The sequence below is a fragment of the Bacillus niameyensis genome (assembly GCF_001375535.1).
Lineage (GTDB): Bacteria > Bacillota > Bacilli > Bacillales > Bacillaceae_C > Lederbergia > Lederbergia niameyensis.
In genome coordinates this window covers 3886278-3904875 of record NZ_LN831197.1, presented here as the reverse complement: position 1 = coordinate 3904875, position 18598 = coordinate 3886278, and the positions used below count along the sequence as shown (strand labels likewise).

17 protein-coding genes are annotated in these 18598 nt (G+C 37.2%); 6 read left to right on the top strand and 11 right to left on the bottom strand.

Going from position 1 to position 18598, the window contains the following annotated elements:
- Positions 1-62: 62 nt before the first annotated feature.
- Positions 63-2129 carry a sensor domain-containing phosphodiesterase gene (locus BN1243_RS17910; RefSeq protein WP_062109105.1) on the bottom strand — a complete coding sequence of 689 codons (2067 nt, stop codon included), beginning with the start codon at positions 2127-2129 and terminating at the stop codon, positions 63-65.
- Between the two features lie 634 nt (positions 2130-2763).
- On the opposite strand from BN1243_RS17910, the gene BN1243_RS17905 reads away from it, so the two are divergent.
- The 5 genes from BN1243_RS17905 to BN1243_RS17890 all read left to right on the top strand — a co-directional run bounded on the left by BN1243_RS17905 (position 2764) and on the right by BN1243_RS17890 (position 7191).
- Positions 2764-3759, top strand: a complete 996-nt coding sequence (locus BN1243_RS17905; protein WP_195892130.1) for a Gfo/Idh/MocA family protein — start codon at positions 2764-2766, stop codon at positions 3757-3759.
- 27 nt (positions 3760-3786) lie between these two features.
- Positions 3787-4719 (top strand): aldo/keto reductase, encoded by a 933-nt coding sequence (locus tag BN1243_RS17900; protein ID WP_062109101.1) that lies wholly within the window; start codon positions 3787-3789, stop codon positions 4717-4719.
- 280 nt (positions 4720-4999) lie between these two features.
- The gene (locus tag BN1243_RS22960) at positions 5000-5308 is read left to right on the top strand and encodes a Gfo/Idh/MocA family protein (RefSeq protein WP_326569850.1); all 309 of its coding nucleotides are present in this window, start codon (positions 5000-5002) and stop codon (positions 5306-5308) included.
- A 20-nt stretch (positions 5309-5328) separates the two neighbouring features.
- On the top strand, positions 5329-5988 hold the full coding sequence (locus tag BN1243_RS17895; protein WP_326569849.1) for a Gfo/Idh/MocA family protein: 660 nt from the start codon (positions 5329-5331) through the stop codon (positions 5986-5988).
- A 222-nt stretch (positions 5989-6210) separates the two neighbouring features.
- On the top strand, positions 6211-7191 hold the full coding sequence (locus BN1243_RS17890; RefSeq protein ID WP_062109099.1) for an NAD-dependent epimerase/dehydratase family protein: 981 nt from the start codon (positions 6211-6213) through the stop codon (positions 7189-7191).
- An 88-nt stretch (positions 7192-7279) separates the two neighbouring features.
- On the opposite strand, the gene BN1243_RS17885 is transcribed toward BN1243_RS17890, so the two are convergent.
- The gene (locus BN1243_RS17885) at positions 7280-8044 is read right to left on the bottom strand and encodes a hypothetical protein (protein WP_062109097.1); all 765 of its coding nucleotides are present in this window, start codon (positions 8042-8044) and stop codon (positions 7280-7282) included.
- A 317-nt stretch (positions 8045-8361) separates the two neighbouring features.
- Here BN1243_RS17885 and BN1243_RS17880 point away from each other — a divergent pair, with 317 nt between their 5' ends.
- Positions 8362-8823 carry an NUDIX hydrolase gene (locus BN1243_RS17880; RefSeq protein ID WP_062109095.1) on the top strand — a complete coding sequence of 154 codons (462 nt, stop codon included), beginning with the start codon at positions 8362-8364 and terminating at the stop codon, positions 8821-8823.
- Between the two features lie 56 nt (positions 8824-8879).
- On the opposite strand, the gene BN1243_RS17875 is transcribed toward BN1243_RS17880, so the two are convergent.
- From BN1243_RS17875 to BN1243_RS17840, 9 genes are all read right to left on the bottom strand, one after another.
- Positions 8880-9284 carry a globin domain-containing protein gene (locus BN1243_RS17875; protein ID WP_062109093.1) on the bottom strand — a complete coding sequence of 135 codons (405 nt, stop codon included), beginning with the start codon at positions 9282-9284 and terminating at the stop codon, positions 8880-8882.
- Positions 9285-9481: 197 nt separating this feature from the next.
- The gene (locus tag BN1243_RS17870) at positions 9482-11233 is read right to left on the bottom strand and encodes a methyl-accepting chemotaxis protein (RefSeq protein ID WP_062109091.1); all 1752 of its coding nucleotides are present in this window, start codon (positions 11231-11233) and stop codon (positions 9482-9484) included.
- Between the two features lie 33 nt (positions 11234-11266).
- Positions 11267-11602, bottom strand: a complete 336-nt coding sequence (locus BN1243_RS17865; protein WP_062109089.1) for a hypothetical protein — start codon at positions 11600-11602, stop codon at positions 11267-11269.
- A 274-nt stretch (positions 11603-11876) separates the two neighbouring features.
- Positions 11877-12437, bottom strand: a complete 561-nt coding sequence (locus BN1243_RS17860; RefSeq protein WP_062109087.1) for a DoxX family protein — start codon at positions 12435-12437, stop codon at positions 11877-11879.
- A gap of 151 nt (positions 12438-12588) precedes the next feature.
- On the bottom strand, positions 12589-14412 hold the full coding sequence (locus tag BN1243_RS17855; RefSeq protein WP_062109085.1) for a sensor histidine kinase: 1824 nt from the start codon (positions 14410-14412) through the stop codon (positions 12589-12591).
- Positions 14413-14536: 124 nt separating this feature from the next.
- Positions 14537-15184, bottom strand: coding sequence for a response regulator (locus tag BN1243_RS17850; protein WP_062109083.1), 648 nt, complete (start codon positions 15182-15184; stop codon positions 14537-14539).
- Positions 15185-15327: 143 nt separating this feature from the next.
- Positions 15328-16707 carry a sensor domain-containing phosphodiesterase gene (locus BN1243_RS17845; protein WP_062109081.1) on the bottom strand — a complete coding sequence of 460 codons (1380 nt, stop codon included), beginning with the start codon at positions 16705-16707 and terminating at the stop codon, positions 15328-15330.
- Between the two features lie 25 nt (positions 16708-16732).
- The gene (gene sda / locus BN1243_RS21880) at positions 16733-16876 is read right to left on the bottom strand and encodes a sporulation histidine kinase inhibitor Sda (protein WP_084782087.1); all 144 of its coding nucleotides are present in this window, start codon (positions 16874-16876) and stop codon (positions 16733-16735) included.
- A complete protein-coding gene (locus tag BN1243_RS17840) occupies positions 16869-18368 on the bottom strand; it encodes a GGDEF domain-containing protein (protein WP_062109079.1) in 1500 nt (499 codons plus the stop codon). The genes sda and BN1243_RS17840 overlap by 8 nt, the downstream gene beginning before the upstream one ends.
- Positions 18369-18598 lie beyond the last annotated feature (230 nt).

The window sequence follows — 18598 nt, the reverse complement described above, 5'->3', positions numbered from 1 at the left end:
GAATGAATAGGTCTTGCAAAGGGACAAGTAAGGGGCCATCCGACTTGGACAGCCCCTTATTCCTATTTTTGCAAAGCACTTAGCCAGTCTGAAAGTTCACTGATTGGTTTTGGTTTAGAAAAATAATAACCTTGTAAAATGGGACAGCCAAGCTCCTTCAAAATTTGCCATTGTTCCTTTGTTTCCACACCCTCGCTCACAACATTTAATTGAAGTATTTTGGCTAAATCAATAATCGTTTTCGCAATCCCCATACTCACATTATCGTTGGCAATATTACGAATAAACTGACGATCTATCTTTATCTCTTGCACAGGAAAGTGTTGTAAGTACTGAAAGGCAGAAAACCCTGTTCCAAAATCATCAATGCTTACTAAGAAACCAAGAGATCGAATTTCAGTTATCCTTTCTTTTACCGATTCAAAATCCTGTAACGCAACGTTTTCAGTAATTTCAATGACTAATTGCTGAGGATTAATTTTATATTTTCTTAAACATGAATGTAAAAATCGAGTAATTCCAGAGTGTAAGAAATGTCGTGGAGAAATATTGACGGATATCGTCAAGTTTTGCTCTCCTATTAAATACCACTTTTCCAATTGGCTACACGCTTGTTCGATAACCCATTCACCGATTGGCACGATCAAACCAGTTGACTCTGCTAAGTCAATAAAGAAATTAGGAAATATTAAGCCCTTTTCGGGATGATTCCAGCGAATCAAGCCTTCAAGCCCACTTATCTTCCCAGTATAGCTATTAATTTGCGGCTGGTAATAAAGCTCGAATTCATTTAAATCTAGACCTTTACGAAGGTTCATTTCTGCTAATAGATTTTCCTTTGTCTCGCTCGCCATTTCATTTGAAAATTGAACCTTAACCGAGCGCAAATTATGCCTTTTTCCACTGTTCAATGCAACTTGGGCATGTTGCACACACATTTTCACACTATCCCCATGATCAGGATAAATACTGATCCCGTAACTATATGTAATATAAACATCCTGACCTTGAACATACATTGGTTTAAGAAGGTCTTTAGACACCTTGTTTATCATTGCTTCCGCTAAATCTTCTTCAATATATACGGCAAAATGGCCAAAACCGATTCTGGAAACGAGCCCTTTATCGGCCATTGCCTTTTTAAGACGGTCCGCGGTAATCTTAACCACTTCTTCCCCGCTTCCATACCCTAAGGCATCTTGAATATGGTTAAATTGATCAAGCTCAAAGTAAATAATGGTACTTTTTTTACCAGGTTTTAGCTTTCTTGCTTCTTTTTCAATCTGTTCTAGAAAAGTATGATGGTTTAAAAGCCCAGTTTGGGGATCAAAATAAGCCAGTTGCATCATCTTTTCTTCTACTTCCATTCGATTTGACCGTTCTAATAAAAAACTGATCATATCGGCGAGCATCCCTGCCCATATTTGATCAAATTCCGACCATTCTTTTTTATCAAAAGTCTCGCAACAAATTACGCCGCCTATTCCAGAGCTTAATACGATTGGTACGTCTAACAAAGATTTTACATCCTTTATAAAATCTTTCGTTCGATAGTCTAATTCAACATCGCTAATCGCCATAAATCGAGCTTTTTCTATCTGTTCGAAATAGATAGGATGCCCCGCTTTCTGTAGTTCAGCACCAGCTATATGTTCCGTTGTCGCAGTCAAAAATGCATTTTTACATTGTAAAATGCTTTTGTCTTCATTAAAAACCCAAATACTTACACGATCACATTCTACTAACTTTGCAAGCGTAACACATATTTCTTGATACATATCCTTAACCATACTGTCAGAAAACGACTTTAACTTTATAAATTCGAACAGACTCTGTTGTTGCTCTCTAATAATTTGATCGATCCCCGCTTTTATAAAAGTAGCCTGAGCTAAGCGCGGCATAATGAAAATAAAAGTATCTCCCTTTTCAGTTGGAATCCTCGACAATTCAAACTGTTCTCCATTGAGTGATAAAGGATATGTATTTTTATGATCAAAATTCTTATCGCTAAGAAAGTCCAATATAGCAGGCTTGAGCTCATGAAACTTACCTGCATGATCCATAACAGGGGTAAGCACACGACTTTTTTCACTATATATAAATAGGTACGGGGATGTTTGTAGATCCATTTGAACACATCCTTGTGTTGTAATAAGAAAAGCGGAAGCGACCGTTTAGCGACGGACAAACTTTTCTAGCTTCTGACGAGATAAAGGAAACACGATGAGCCGATGGCGAATCGATGTTGACTTATCGTAGGAAGAAGCGGAAAGTTTGTTAGTCGCTGGGCGCTGGAGCTAGACAATAAGAAAAGCGGAAGCGACCGTTTAGCGACGGACAAACTTTCTAATAAGGATGAACGGCTAAAGGCGCGCCGTTCTGGCGCAACTCCGTTCTGACCAACATCCTGTTGGCCCGAGATAAAGGAAACACGATGAGCCAATGGCGAATCGATGTTGACTTATCGTAGGAAGAAGCGGAAAGTTTGTTAGTCGCTGGGCGCTGGAGCTAGACAATAAGAAAAGCGGAAGCGCCTTTTTGACGAAAAACGTGCTACATCCGGGCGAATGAAGCTAGCTCCAACACTAACCAAATCTATACTTTCCTTTTATTCAATAATCACCTTATTTTATTTATCGGATTTATTTCGACAAATTTTACAAAACCTTATTCATAAATTATTTTTTCTAATATTAAAAGTACCTTAATATATCTGAATTTTCTTCCGTATGTTATACTAATCTCGTAATTTATATAGGAGGGATGGAATTGGTTGATCAGAAAGTTCGTTGGGGAATTTTAAGTACAGCAAGTATCGGTAAGCGCTCTGTAATTCCAGGTATACAAGAATCTGATAGAAATGAAGTTGTAGCTGTTGCAAGCCGCAATTTAGAGAAGGCTCAAAAATTTGCAGAGGAATTAGGAATTGCAAAAGCTTATGGGAGTTATGAGGATTTATTAAGTGATCCCGATATTGATGCCGTTTACATTCCACTTCCGAATCACTTACATAAACCATGGACGATTAAGGCAGCTGAAGCAGGAAAGCATATTTTATGTGAAAAGCCCATTGCTTTAGATGAAAATGAAGCAGCTGAAATGGTAGAGGCATGTGAGAAAGCAGGAGTTATTTTAGTGGAAGCCTATATGCACAGGCATCAACCACGATTTGCCGATATTAGATCGAGAATCAAAAATGGCGAAATTGGTGATATTCGCGGTATTCATGGCGTCTTTACCTTTGATAGCTCAGGGAGTCACGGTAATATACGCTTTACAAAAGAATGGGGCGGCGGATCTATTTATGATGTTGGTTGTTACCCAATTAGCACAGCTAGACTTATTCTCGATGAAGAGCCTAGCGCTGTGACGGCCCATGCCTTCTTCTCACCGGAACATGGTGATGTTGATATGATGGCTTCTGGTTTAATGGAGTTTTCGAACGGAGTTGCACTAACTTTTGATTGTGCTATGTGGGCAGCAGGACGAAACGAACTAGAAATTCTTGGTTCAAAGGGAAGAATTATTTTAAATCCAGCTTTTCTTGGTGACCAATCTTATACAATTGTAAAAAATGGTGTAAGTGAAACGATTCCAGACGAGAACGTAAATCCATATAAATTGCAAGCGGATGATTTTGCTGATTGTGTCTTAGATGGGAAACCGTTGAAATTCTCTTATGATAATTTAATAAATGGAATAAAAGCAGTAAAAGCTGCACTCGATTCGGCTGAAAAACGGGAAAGAATCGTTCTCTAGAATATAGATTGGAAGGATTGATTTTTTATGAAAAGTATCCAAGTAAATGGATTGAATCGAGAAATTTCGAGCTTAGTTATGGGGTCCGATTATTTCACACCCGAAACGATTGATAAAGTAACCGAAGTTTTAAACGACTTTATTGAAATTGGCGGTAATACGATTGACACTGCCCATATTTATTGCGGTGGAAAAAGTGAAGCCGCCATCGGAATTTGGATGGAAGAAAATAAACGTCGTGATGATGTTATTATATTAACAAAAGGTGGCCACCCCAATCAGGAAGGTCCGCAAATAAATAAAAAGGCGATTGATCAAGAACTGCAAATTAGCTTGGAACGATTGCGCACAGACTATGTTGAATTATATGCACTTCACCGCGATGACCCGAATGTTCCTGTAGGTGAAATTTTAGAAATCCTAAATGCTCATGTAGAAGCTGGGCGGATCGGAGCATTCGGTGGTTCGAATTGGTCGGCTGAGCGTCTGCAGGAAGCAAATGAATATGCGGAAAAACATAGTCTCATCGGATTCTCTTTTAGCAGTCCTAATCTCAGTTTGGCCAAAGCTCAAGAACCGTATTGGGCTGGTTGTGTATCAGTAGACGAGCCTATGCTTGCCTGGCATGAGAGTAGTAAGTTACCGCTCTTTTCCTGGTCATCCCAAGCTCGCGGCTTTTTTACGGGGCGTTTTTCACCCGAAGACCGTTCGAATGCTGATTTAGTTCGCGTTTTTTACAATGATGAAAATTGGGAGCGCTATCGCCGCGCTGAGAAATTGGCTAAAGATAAAGGGGTAGAAACGATTCAAATAAGCTTAGCCTATGTCTTAAATCAATCATTCCCGGCAGCCGCCATTATCGGCCCGCAAAATCAACAAGAAATGAAATCATGTCGGGAAGCTGCCAACATTCGGCTTACCGAAGATGAAATAAAATGGCTTGATTTGCGGATATCTTGATTCGTAACTGGTGATTAAAGCGGAGCGCATGATGGACATTCTTAAGAAAAATCACCGTGTTTGTGTCCCTCTTCAAACCAATCTTAAAGACAACATGCGAATATTCGCATGTTGTTTTTAATTAGCTGAGAGCGGGCTCACCTTCCTTTTGATTTTCGACAAATTTCGGGGCGTGCCAGGCACCCATTTAAACTTCATTCTATATAACGGAAGTTAAGATATCTGAATTTTCTACCTTACGTTATACTATTCTTGAAATTTATTACGAGGAGGAATGGAAGTGACTGAGAGGAGAGTTCGTTGGGGAATTTTGAGTACAGCAAATATCGGTAAGCGCTCTGTGATTCCAGGTCTGCTAGAATCTGACCGAAATGAGGTTGTAGCTGTAGCAAGCAGGAACTTAGAAAGAGCTCAAAAGTTTGCTGGGGAATTAGGGATTGCCAATGCTTACGGAAGTTATGAGGATTTATTAAATGACCCTCAAATTGATGCCGTTTACATTCCACTACCGAATCACTTACATAACCATGGACGATTAAGGCTGCGGAGGCTGGAAAGCATATTCTCTGTGAAAAGCCGATTGCCTTAGATGAAAAGGAAGCAACGGAAATGGTGGCAGCATGTGCGAAAGCTGGAGTCATTTTAGTGGAAGCCTATAAGCACAGGCATCAACCTCGACTTGTCGATATTAAATCGAGAATAGAAAATGGAGAAATTGGGGATATTCGTGGAATCCATGGCGTCTTTACTTTCGATAGCTCACAGAGTCAGAACAATATCCGTTTTACAAAAGAATGGGGCGGTGGATCTATTTACGATATTGGTTGCTACCCAATCAGCACAGCCAGATTTATTCTTGATGAAGAGCCTAGCGCTGTCACAGCCCATGCCTTCTTCTCACCTGAACACGGTAATGTTGATATGATGGCTTCCGGATTAATGGAATTTTCAAACGGAGTTGCACTAACTTTCGACTGTGCTATGTGGGCAGCTGGGCGAAACGAACTCGAAATTTTAGGCTCGAGAGGAAGATTTATTTTAAATCACGCTTTTCTTGGTGATCAATCTTATACGATTGTTAAAAATGGTGTCAGTGAAACAATCCCAGATGAGAATATAAATCAATATAAATTACAAGCCGATGATTTTGCCGATTGTGTTTTAGATGGGAAACCATTGAAATTCTCTTATAGCAACTTGATTAATGGCATAAAAGCTGTCAAAGCTACACTCGTCTCGGCTGAAAAACAAGAAAGAATCATTTTATAAAATTTAGATAAGTTTGGCTTGATAGGTGCCTGGCACGCCCCGGATTTTGTCGAATTACTTGCGTTGGAGGTTTCTCCAACGTATTTTTTATGCAAAAATACTTTTATACACTTGTTCAACACTTCACAAATAATACATATTCCTCCTCATAAAACCGTGCTATAATAAAATCATAAAGATATTGTTAATTATTTCACAAACCTTATTGGAGGGATGATCTATATGAAAAATGTATTTATCCTAGGCGGTACTGGGCTACTTGGTTACCATACTACACAAGAATTATTGAATCGTGGCTATCATGTTTCAACCGTTTCTTTGCCACCAATGCCGGCTGCTGAATTGTTACCTTCTGACGTAGAGTGCCATCTTGGTAACATCAATGAAATGAGCGATGATCAGGTATTAGACCTATTAAAAGGAAAAGATATGTTTGTCTATGCTGCTGGTGAGGATGAACGCGTTGTACCCGATGCACCTGCTGCCCACTATTTTTATAAAGCCAATGTATTACCAACACAAAGAATGGCACGTTTAGCACGAGTAGCTGGAGTAAAAAGATTTGTCCTCTATGGTTCTTACTTTGCTCACTTTGCTGAGAAATGGACAGACTTAGATTTAAAATCGGAAGCCTATCCAAGAACAAGATTATTACAGGAACAAGTAGCTTTTCTTGAAGGTGAAGGACAAATGGATGTCATGTCACTTCGACTCCCTTATATTTTCGGCTTAATGCCAGGACGCGTCCCTCTATGGAAAATGTTTTTACCGCAAATCCAAGGAAAAGACTTCGTTCCAGTACTTGGCGGTGGGACTGCCATGGTAACTGTTAAACAGGTAGCCCAGGCAACAGTCGGGGCTTTAGAACATGGAAAGCATGGTGGAAAATATGCGATTTCCGATACGAATATGAAGCATGCAGAATTCTTCCAAATGATTGCCGATGTTCTTGGACAAAAAGACACAGTTATCCAAGCTGTTCCTATAGAACAAATGAAACCAGCAATGGCTCAGCTTGATAGCCAGACAGCTGAAGCTGGAAAAGAACATGGCATTCATCTCGCAACAACAGCAGACATCCAAAGCCGAGATGCCTACATTGATCCGAATGATACAATGCCAATTTTGAAATATGAAAAGGACGACGTTAAAGCTGCGATTATCGAGACGATTAAAGCCTGTTTAGCAACGGATAAAAATTAAAGTAGTTCTAACACTAAAACAACATGCGAAATTTTTACAATTTCACATGTTGTTTTTTAGTAGCTTCTTCATAGACTAAAGACACACCTTACTCCCCTTTCACTTTCGACAAATTTCGGGGCGTGACAGGCACCCATTTAATCTCGACAGGTGTCCATTTGCCTTTTGTGTAATACCATTGGGTTTCTACTGTTCCAAGTCGATCCGCGTGGTAAGCTCCACTAATTTGACGATAACCTTTCAACCCATAACCTTTTTTCAAAGGAATAATTTCATATACCGCTATTGGATCAATCATTAGTTCCGTTGGTTCGTTTAACATACCGTTTTCTTGATATAATCCAAGTGATAAATAATCCTTTTTCCGATTCCAGAGATCAAGTAGAATTGGCTTTTTAAGACCCTCAATCTTAATGACTGCTTCGAAGTCTTCTTCAAAATAACCGTCAATCTGGAGTGATGGCAGATCTATTTCTTGTACTTTCCCATTCGCAACTGTATGGAGAGCATAATTATTTAGGCCCCCACTGCCACCCGTTGCACTTGAGAATAAAATATCGTCAATGCCATCATGATTCAAATCCCTAAAATCTAATTTCGGTTCAAAACCTCCTTCATAGTCAATCCTTAGCTTTTGTCCATTAGACTGTTCGATTTCAACCCAAACTTCTTGATAAAAATTTTTATTTTCCTTAATTGGCACACCATAAACAATTAAATTATCAGGCTGTCCGTCCCCTGTCACATCATGTTTATATTCCAAAATCGCAGAAGGTTTGCCAGTTGCCCCAACATATGGTGCAAACCCGATACAAATCATCACTGAAATCAAAATAAGAATCGATTTTCTCATAAAATCACTCCCGGAAGATGTTAGTCTATTTTTTACCAACTTGACTAAAATTATGAGGATTATAGAGAGATTAACGAATTTTCAAGTAAGGATGAACGGCTAAAGACGCGCCGTCTTGGTGCAACGCCGTTCTGACCAACGTCCTGTTGGCCTGAGCTAAAGGAAACACGGTGAGCCAATGGCGAATCGATGTTGACTTATCGTAGGAAGAAGCGGAAAGTTTGATAGGCGCTGGGCGCTGGAGCTAGACAATAAAAATCCTACATAATAGAATAAGATTAGAATCTTTTTTATTTTCAGAAGGGTGTGGAAAAAGGGTGGGATACGTTGAAGAGTTACGAAAAATCGTTGGACATCGCCCGCTCATTCTAGTTGGTTCCATCGTCATCATTTTAAACAAAAATAATGATGTGTTATTACAACAACGAAAATACCCACATGGTGTATGGGGGCTTCCTGGAGGGTTAATGGAGTTAACGGAATCAACTGAGGAATGTGCACGAAGAGAAGTATTTGAAGAAACAGGATTAACAATTGGAGAATTAGAACTAATATCCATCTCATCTGGAGCGAAAAATTTTGTAAGAGCCGAAAATGGGGATGAGTTTTTTGTTGTAACGATCGTCTATGCGACTAAGGATATTTTGCATGGGAGAGCAATGGTTCATGATGATGAATCTCTTTCGATCGAATATTATCCAATTGATCGTCTTCCAAATGATATGATTGGCAGCCATCGAAGGGCAATCGAAGGATATTTGGAAAAATTGAAATCATAAAAAAAACAAGTCAGCCCATTTTCTAAGACTGACTTGAAATAAAGATATTTCCTAGTTTATGACTCAACCGTTTCGTCTTCTTCTGTATTAACCATAATAGCCGCAACTTGAGTCAATCGCTCAAAAAACATTCCCCCAGCAGGATGGTCAATTAATCCTGTTTCTTCAAAAGCCTCATGCATGCACCGTAGCCAACTTTGCGCACGCGTTGGCGTAATTTCAAACGGTAAATGACGTCGTCTCATAGCTGGTGGGCCAAATTCTTCACTGAAAAGGGGCGGCCCACCAGTAAACTGAGTAAGAAACATTCGTTGCTTTCTCATAATTTCTCTCATATCCCCTTGGAAAATTGGAATTAAATTCGGATCCGAATACACTTTCGGATAAAAGGCATTGACCAACTCTTCTATCTTTTCAGCACCAATTTGACTGTAAAGGGTTTGTAAACGTGGCTCAGTCATATACTCCCTCCTAATATGACGGGTTTTCCTATATCATAGGCCTTTAAATAAATATTACTGTGAGATTAATCACACTTTAGCATGTTTCTTATATTAAGGACATACACAGACATTTAAAATTCATTATTTCCTCTTTACGACCATTATACATGTTCCTTCGTACATCTATGAAGATTTTCGCTTCCACAACTTTCCTACTACAGTCTAAATTTCCTTACTTGATTGTTCAAACTCTCCGCTAAAGTTGCAAGTTCTACAGCACCATTAGCAATTTCCTCCATAGAACTGCTCGATTGCTCTGCAGATGCGGCTGTTTGTTCAACTCCTGCTGCTGCTTCTTCTGACACTGCTGCTACGTCCTCAATTGCTTTGGACATTTCGCCGCTTTTGTTTGTCAATTCCTTCAGGTTTTCGGAAATCCCTTGGATTTTTTGAACCATATCTGAAACGGACTGGGTGATTTCTCCAAAGGTACGTCCTGTAGTTTCTATTTGCTTTGTTCCATTTTCTACTTCTACATAACTGGATTCCAATGAATCAACTGTTCTATCAGCATTTTGTAAAATATGGTTTACGATCGTTGTTATTTCACCGACAGAACTTGTTACTTGTTCGGCCAACTTCCTTACTTCCGATGCAACAACAGCAAATCCCTTTCCATGCTCCCCTGCACGTGCTGCCTCAATAGCTGCATTTAACGATAATAAATTCGTTTGTGCTGCAATATCTTCAATCACGCTAACGAGCTTAGAAATTTTTCTCGTCTCTTCGTTTAAGTCCCTAACATTTTTTACAGCGACATTCACTTTATGATGAATGTTTTCCATCTGGTCGACCGACTTATCCATTAGTCCGCTTCCATCTTCAGCCATTTTCAACACACTGGCAGAAGCGATTTCTACGGATTTTCCATGCTGATTGGCTTCAAAAATCCGGCCATTTAATTCATCCATTTTTTCGTTCAGCGTTGTAGCACTATCGGCTTGCATTTCGGCAGCAGTCGCTAATTCCTGCATTGTTCCTGCTATTTGTTCGCCACCCTCTTTTACCTCGTTGGCTGATTGAGAAAACTCTTCACTCTGACTTGTAATCGTCTCAGTTGCTACAGAAACACTATAGATAATTTCCTTTAATTGGCTTTGCATCTCATTCATCGCTCTTGCCAAATTTCCGATTTCATCTTGAGACTTAATTTCGAGGGGATCATGTGTTAAATCACCATTTGCTAAATAGCCCATTTGTTTTGATACTTTATTAACTGGTTTAGCAATACTATTGGCAAAAATCCAAACAATGAATGTTCCTGCTAGCAATGTAATACCGATGATCAATAGCACTAGTTGTAGTAGATGTGTGGCTGGTTGATTGAAGTCCGTCATATATGTACTTCCATTAACAGTCCAGCCCCAATTGGGATCTGTTTTTGAATAAGTGATCTTTTTATCAGTTTCTTTACTATCCGGAAGATACCAATCGTAATATGTGTATCCACCACCATCATTGCCCGTTTCAATCATTTTTTGGACAACTTTCTCACCGCTCAAATCTTTCAAGTCCCATAAATTTTCCCCTTCTGCATACGGGTCTGCAACTTGAATCCCATTTGGATCTAAAATAAAAACATATCCATTTTCACCTAAATTAAGGTTCGGATTAATCTCTCTTTTACCATCCGCCTTCTTTTCTCCAATAACTGCTACCTTTACTTTTTCTTGAGCTTCTTCCAAGGTTAGAGTTCCTTTTTCAACTTCCTTGTTTAGGGAATCGATGAAGGAGATCGTCATTTCCACACTATTTTTTAAATTTGTTGCACCTAGTTCATCTAAGCTTTTCGAACTACTTTTATATGTCATAATTCCCGTTATTATAAGAGGAATTGATAACAAAAGAAATGATATGGAAATTAATTTTACTTTTATAGATGAAGAGAAAAAATTAAATAATTTCAATGATTACACCTTCTCCAGAATATTGAGCAACTGTTATAATTCGATCCACATATAAATATTTTTAATACTAAAATCAATTTGTAATTCGCGATTAATCTCTTTTGTATTTCTAATAAAACATAGAAAAATTTTAATATCCTTTATCGCTTGTAAAAAAGAGATTGATTCAAAACTAGTTGAAGCATGATATTTTAAATAATCCCTTAAAATTGTTTCACGAACGAACGCTAAATAATAAACATCTGAGTGTTCATATAGGAAACAAAACAGTCTATCCAAAGACTTTTTCTGATCGTCATCAAGATGCAAATGATCAGTTTGAAACTGCGAGTACAAAACGGCATAGCGCGGAAGCTCGTTAACTGCCATTTATAGTCATTTTCCTTTCTCTTTATGATATAAGTGATTTGCCTTTCATACAGAGTGTAGCCCCTATCTACTCAAGCACGTAAAGGACTTTCCTATTATAATTTATATTTAGTAATTTGTTTATTGGGATCTTTATCCAAATGGTGACTATTGGATAAAAATCCCTAAGTGATCTTGATAGCAGGGTTCACTCTTAAAGTAAAATATTTAATCATAAAAAAACTATGCTTATTTTTACGAACAATAAGCATAGTTTTTTTATTAGAGATTCTTTTTAATTTTCTCTTCTCGGCTTCCATGGTGTCCCTAAAAATGGGAGTGCCCAACGATCCACACCATACCAACCAGCAACTTTCCACGCCATAATTAATATGATGGCTATGATAAACATCACTGGATTAGAGCTGACTGTCCCCGCTAGCAAAAATGAGATATTCATCAATGCCCCGAAAAAGGCAGCAATTCCTGTTAAACAACCGATAATTAGACCAATGCCTACTAGTACTTCACCGTATGCCACCATGTAAGAAAATGGGACAGCATTTGGCATCACTACGTTTTCCAAAAACCAGGCATACCATGTCGATACATCACCGTCTGCAGCTTTAGCTACCGCTCCACCAGTGAAACCTTTAATCGCAGCACCAGCATTTGCTCCCGTCCATGCATCTGCACCAATTTTCCCTAGACCCGATGTTAGCCATGAGTAACCTAAATATACACGGAGAATCAACCAAAGCCATGATAATCTAGTACTAACAAACAACAATCTTGAAAATCGATTTTCCTCTACTATTACTTCTTGTCCAAAAGGACCACGTTTTACTTCAACCACTGGATCACCTCATTTTAAAAAGCGTAATGTAATAAAAATTTAATCTTCTATAAAGACATTACCCATTATCTCCGATTTTTATCGCTAAAATCTATAGGGTTTTTCCCACATTTCCAACGAAAAAAACCATATTTTTTTAAAAGTGACTATACTATTTTGATTGATTCTTCGGAATGCGCACCTTGATAGTTGTCCCTTGATTTAATTTTGAACTGATTTGAAATGAACCCTCTAATCCTTCTGCACGCTCCTTCATACTAAATAATCCGATTCCCTTTCGCTGGCTGTCTTGTACAGATTTGTCCACATAGAATCCCTGTCCGTCATCATAAACCGTTAATAATATTTCCTGCTCGTAATCGTGGAGACATACATAGACTGAATTTGCTTGAGAGTATTTCGCTACATTTGTTAATGATTCCTGACAAATCCGATACAATACAGTCTCGATGTCGGGATTAAACCTGTTTTGATCACTGGGCAAATCATGTATTACTGAAATTCCATGTGTTTTTTCGAATTCCTCAATAAATGATTTCAAAGCAGGGACAAAACCCAAATCATCCAATGAGCTGGGGCGCAAGGAACGAGCAATCTGCTTAACTTCTTTCATCGCATTAGCTGCTATCGCTTTTGCCTTTTTAATTTTATCTGTTCTCCAATCATCTAAATTCTCTAATTCTATCAAATTTAAAAGGACGATAATACTATAGATTGTTTGACCTATTCCATCATGCAATTCTCTAGATACACGCTTTCTTTCATCTTCGTGAGCTTGAAAAACTTGTTGAGACATTTTCTTTTCAACCTCATAGAGTCTCTGCTCAGTTTCTTCATATTTTAACTCTACTCTTTCCTTGCTATCAGCTATTTGTTTAAGCTGTGGAAAAAACAAATATTTGTAAGTGAAAAAATATCCAGCCATTTTAGCTTCCTCAGTCGTTCTATGCATGGACAAGTAAAAGACGATAAAAAAATATAGTGTTAGACTTGCAAATAAAACAGAAAGTATAATCATCAACAGCCTTTTCTTCTTTAACTCGTTCATCTGCTCGATCATTATTTTCTCTAGCTCATTTGTTTCAATATCATATAAATGAAAGCCTGCATCAATCATTGATGTAGCCGCTTGAAAAAACTCTTCCGGATCACTAGTAAACTCTGGTGTTTGGTGCAAATTCTGTTTAGCACTAAGTAGGAAATTCCCCGTATCTATCAGGACAGCTTGACTCACATCCTTAAAGCTATTTCTCAATAATGGCTTTTCCGCTAATATTATATTAATTCCGTATTCAATTTCCTTTAGGGATTGTTCAACAGAAGCCGATAGGGTGATGTACTGATCCCTTTGCTCTTGTGAGATTTCTTTTTTCACAAGAACATTCATCGCTTCGCCCCGAATTCGTCCCAAGTCATCTGTAAATTGAGGGAGTGTCTTCGTTACATGTTCAATCATATAATAAGTCCCATTACTTTTTGATTGGTATAAACCGGAGTTTTCAGCGTTTGTTACCATTAGATCAGTAATCAACACAATGAGCTCATTATGGGTAGATGTTGTTTCATGTACTTGGATCCTTCCGATCCGCGAATTTACCTCCTCCCATTGGTCTTGAATCAATTCCATTGTTTGGTTTATGTTTAGCGCCTCATCATACTCATTTATTGTTTTAAGTTCTTTAGATATAGATAATTGCTTTTCAGCCAAAGCGGCTTTTACTGATGTGTCTCCACTTAAATAACGAATGGATAAGCCACGATGAATCTGCACATCCCTTAACAGTTCTTTTAATGAAGCGTTGTAATTTGCTCCTTTTTTCCGTACCTCAATAATTGTAATCTCCTTGTTTATCGTATGAACCAGCATTAGACTCATTATAATAATAGGAATTCCGACTATTGTCCCGATTAGGTTAAACTTCTGAATGTAAGTAAAACGGTTTATGAAAGCAACAACCGGTTCAAATAGTTTCATTTAATTCCCCCATTCTGCTCTCCAACAAACGATAAATGAACAAAACCAACTTAATGTGTATTAACCGGCATGGAGCCCCTTACATGAAAAAGGCAGACCATCAACGAATATAGATGACCTAACCTTAATCAACAAAGTCGAGAAGACCATTCTTTATAGCGTATTTAACCAAATCAGGACGTGATTTCAAATCTAATTTTTCCATAATTTTAGAACGATGTGATTCAATTGTTTTTATGGACAGAAATAGTTGTTCAGAAATTTCTCGGTTTGTATATCCCTTAGCTAAATAGGATAAAACTGCCTGTTCACGACCTGTCAATATTTGAAGATTCTTCATCTCCTCATTTGACTTTCTTATGTAATCTTCAAGTAAATGTTTTGTAGCTTCGGGATATAAGTAGGCGCCTCCCTGATGAACCGTTCTAATTGCCTCTATCAAATCATTATCGTGATTACTTTTTAATAAATAACTTGATGCACCCGCTTGCAAAACACGAAAGATATATTCTCTGTCATCATGCATAGTTAATACTATGATTTTTATATCACTTTTCGTTTCCTTTATTTGCCTTGTTGCCACAAGTCCATTTATTTTCGGCATATTTAAATCCATAATGACAATATCAGGATTCTTTTCTAACGCTATTAAAACAGCTTCTTCCCCGTTTTCCGCCTCATAATTTACTTTCATATCAGTCTGGCTATCTATTAAAAGTTTTATTCCCGATCGAACTATAGAATGATCATCTGCTAGTAGAATAGAAATCATATTTCTCCCTCCTAAGTCGCAATTCCCACTATATTTTGTATCCCCATACAGAACATGATGATCATTAAAACTGCTCTACATACTGGAATTTATTATTATATATGTCTGACCATATTCGTGCATCGATTTTTATCCTTTGTTATTTAAAAATGATGTGTAACAAGTTCTTTTATTTGTTGAAGATTTCCTTTTTTGAATTTTGAAAGTGGTAATGGCTTACTAAATAAGAATCCTTGAACCTTATCACAATGCATTTCCTGTAACAATTGAAATTGCTTTTTTGTTTCTATACCTTCACCCACTATTTTCAAATTAAGTTGGTGCCCAAGCTCAATGATCATTTCTACAATCTTTTGCTTATTTAAATCCATTTCCATATTATCAATAAAACTTCGGTCAATTTTTAGTTCATCTACTGGCAAATCCTTTAAATACTGAAGAGAAGAATACGAAGTTCCAAAATCATCAATTGAAATTCTAATTCCCAACTCTCTCAGTTTTCGAACGGTCTCAATATTTTCAAGGTTAATAAGAAATCGTTCTGTAATTTCCAAAATAAGGTTCTGAGGGTTGAAAAGTGAATATTGGAGAATTTGAAGTACTCTTTCAGGGAAATTTGGATTTTCTAATTGCTTTGCGGAAATATTGACAGATAATGTCATATTTTTCAAATCATGATTTTGAAAACTTTGCACATCCTTAATAGCTTTGGTTAACACCCATTTTTCTAGCTCTAATATAAAATCCGTTTCCTCAGCTATGTGTAAAAAACGATTAGGAGCTAAGATTCCTAAATTAGGATGATTCCAACGGATTAAAGCCTCCAAGCCTACGCACCCTAGTTTTAGATCAAAAGATGGTTGATAATAAATTTTAAACTCTTCTTTTAACAAAGCTTCTTGCAACTCTCTATTCCATTGTCTATTTTCATTTTGGGTTTCTGTGGTAAACTGCCGTTCACTTCTTGGAGTAGAAGGTACTGCTTTCGAGAAACATTTTTCCTTATTAAATGCAAGCTGAATAGCAAGCGCTGTAAGATGCTCGTATACTTGTAATTTTTGAATTAGCCCGGTATGGGGGTGATAAACTTCTTTAAAATACAATGCTAATGTACCCATTAAGTCATTTTTCGATGACAAGATTGGAGTCGACCAACAAGCTCTATAACCGTTTTGATTCGCTAAATTACGATACTTATCCCAAAGAGGATCTTCATCGATGTCAGCTATAATAACTGGCACTTTTAAAAAAGCAGCCGTACCACATGATCCTTCATAAGGGCCAATATCCATCGGTTCAATCGACTTAATATAATTTTGCGACAGAGAAGGCCCAATCATACTTCCAAGCTTTTTCCTAATGGGATCATATAGCATGATAGATGCATGCACCTGAATAGGATAAAAAGATCTTTCAATGGTTTTTGTAATAAATTCTAATACTTTGTTGAGTGCTGCACCAGAATAGATCATGCTGATTATTTCAGCCAAGTCATTCTGGGTACATTGATCATTCGTATTCATTCCATTTCCTCTTTTCTGAAGGGCTTTAGCACGTTAAGCTCATTTCTTCATCTTTAAGATTCCTTTTGTTCATTTCTTCCAAAAGCAGTTGAATAAATGATTCACTTAAACCTAACCGCTTAGCCTTCAGGTATGTCTCTACTAACGATTGATTTGATAACCTATCCATTATTAGAAACCTCCTTTAGCTTGTTACCGCTATAGAAATGGTATTGATTTTTCCCTTTTTCTTTAGAAGCATATAAAGCCATATCTGCTCTTTTATATAGCATTTTGGCATCATGATTATTTTCTTTAGAAAGAGAAATACCAATACTAGCCGAAACCCGTAATCCAGTTAGTTCCCTTTTTCGATGAATGACATTTTCAATCTCAGTGATCAAAGTCATGGCTGTTTTTTCTGCTTCTGTCTCTGAAATCGAATGTAAAACCACGATAAATTCATCTCCGCCATATCTATACACTGTACCCTTGTTCCTAACAGTCTCACAAATGCATTCCGCCACGCATCTCAGTAAATTATCGCCTTCATCATGCCCTAAATAGTCGTTAACCATTTTAAAATTATCAAGATCTATCATCATTAAAGCTGTGGTTTGATTAGCTGGTAATTTTGAAGCTAAAAATTCATCAAAAGCCGTCCTATTTTTAACACCTGTCAAACTATCATGAAAAGCTAGATGCATAGGTTTGGAGACCCATCTAGAAATAATGAATGAAATTAAGGTAGTAACGGCAAAAATAATTATTAATTGTAAATAATAAGCTTTTTTGTTATCGTTAAGGACTGCTTGTAATTCCTTCTCATTATAAATAATTTCTATTACTTTATTTTTCGTAGTTCCTTCGTCAAATTCTGAAACAAAATGAACATAACGATAAATAGCTTTTTCATTCTTCCATACGCCGTTTACTTCTGTTGTCTGTTTATCTTGAAGCGTTTTTTCAAATGCTTCTCTTCTTGCCTTTGTTAGGTTTTTTTCTGCTACAGGAGTTCCTAACGAATAGCCTCCGATGTTCAATACGTTTATTTCATTTACAGCTGGATATTTTCGAACGAGTTCCTCATTAACATGCAGAAAGTTAAACTCATTAAATATTGTTCCTCTTTCAAGTGAATATCCAAGTTCAACCAAGTATTGTTTATCATGTGTAGCCATATAACTGTATTTTTTTATCGAGCCTGTTTTCTGCTCAATATCCATCCCATCATGATAAAAACTCCCAGTGCTTCTTCTTTCATTTAAGACTGAAACAAGCTTTGAACAGCATAATGAAAAATCCATGCCGATATCTTCTTCAAAATTGCTATGCGTAATTACGTTTTTATCATTAATGATATAAATATCCATTCCAAGGAATTGTTGTAATTTGTGAAAATCCCACTTATCAAAATTAGGATTTTTTTTATATTGCTCTAAAATATATTGTGTGTTCTCTTCCATTTTTACAGCTGTTTCATTATCAAAAAAGAAATAAGCTTTGTCGATTGTTTTTAATGAATATTCAACTGTATCTTCTATTTTCTGTATCTGAAACTGATTGTTATCAATCGCCTGTTCTCTAAGCCTTAAATAGTCAATTGTTACGATTGTAAAAGAAATGACTATCGCAAATGCAATCATTAAAATAAACAATTTTAACCCAAAACGAGTCTTCACATATACACCTCCTGCCACCCTTTATCTCGAAACTGCCAATTATTTTAATTTCAAAATGTCCTCCTGCCTTTAGCTAAATTTCACTTTAGACAGGAGTTTACAAGCACTTTTAGGTATTTAAACCCCGTTCTTTTCTCCTATGAAGATCACGAACAAATCCTATATAGTCGATTATCATATCTCTTATTATGACAAAATTCGGTATAATTCACTATCAGGAAAAACCCTAC

What these genes read in the sequence shown, in the direction of transcription:
- BN1243_RS17900 (WP_062109101.1), top strand. Translation starts at nt 3,787, where the DNA reads ATGAAAAGTATCCAAGTAAATGGATTGAATCGAGAAATTTCGAGCTTA.
- BN1243_RS17895 (WP_326569849.1), top strand. Translation starts at nt 5,329, where the DNA reads ATGGTGGCAGCATGTGCGAAAGCTGGAGTCATTTTAGTGGAAGCCTAT.
- BN1243_RS17845 (WP_062109081.1), bottom strand. Translation starts at nt 16,707, where the DNA reads ATGAATACGAATGATCAATGTACCCAGAATGACTTGGCTGAAATAATC.
- sda (WP_084782087.1), bottom strand. Translation starts at nt 16,876, where the DNA reads ATGGATAGGTTATCAAATCAATCGTTAGTAGAGACATACCTGAAGGCT.
- BN1243_RS17910 (WP_062109105.1), bottom strand. Translation starts at nt 2,129, where the DNA reads ATGGATCTACAAACATCCCCGTACCTATTTATATATAGTGAAAAAAGT.
- BN1243_RS17865 (WP_062109089.1), bottom strand. Translation starts at nt 11,602, where the DNA reads ATGGCAGTTAACGAGCTTCCGCGCTATGCCGTTTTGTACTCGCAGTTT.
- BN1243_RS17875 (WP_062109093.1), bottom strand. Translation starts at nt 9,284, where the DNA reads ATGACTGAGCCACGTTTACAAACCCTTTACAGTCAAATTGGTGCTGAA.
- BN1243_RS17850 (WP_062109083.1), bottom strand. Translation starts at nt 15,184, where the DNA reads ATGATTTCTATTCTACTAGCAGATGATCATTCTATAGTTCGATCGGGA.
- BN1243_RS17855 (WP_062109085.1), bottom strand. Translation starts at nt 14,412, where the DNA reads ATGAAACTATTTGAACCGGTTGTTGCTTTCATAAACCGTTTTACTTAC.
- BN1243_RS17905 (WP_195892130.1), top strand. Translation starts at nt 2,764, where the DNA reads ATGGAATTGGTTGATCAGAAAGTTCGTTGGGGAATTTTAAGTACAGCA.
- BN1243_RS17885 (WP_062109097.1), bottom strand. Translation starts at nt 8,044, where the DNA reads ATGAGAAAATCGATTCTTATTTTGATTTCAGTGATGATTTGTATCGGG.
- BN1243_RS17890 (WP_062109099.1), top strand. Translation starts at nt 6,211, where the DNA reads ATGAAAAATGTATTTATCCTAGGCGGTACTGGGCTACTTGGTTACCAT.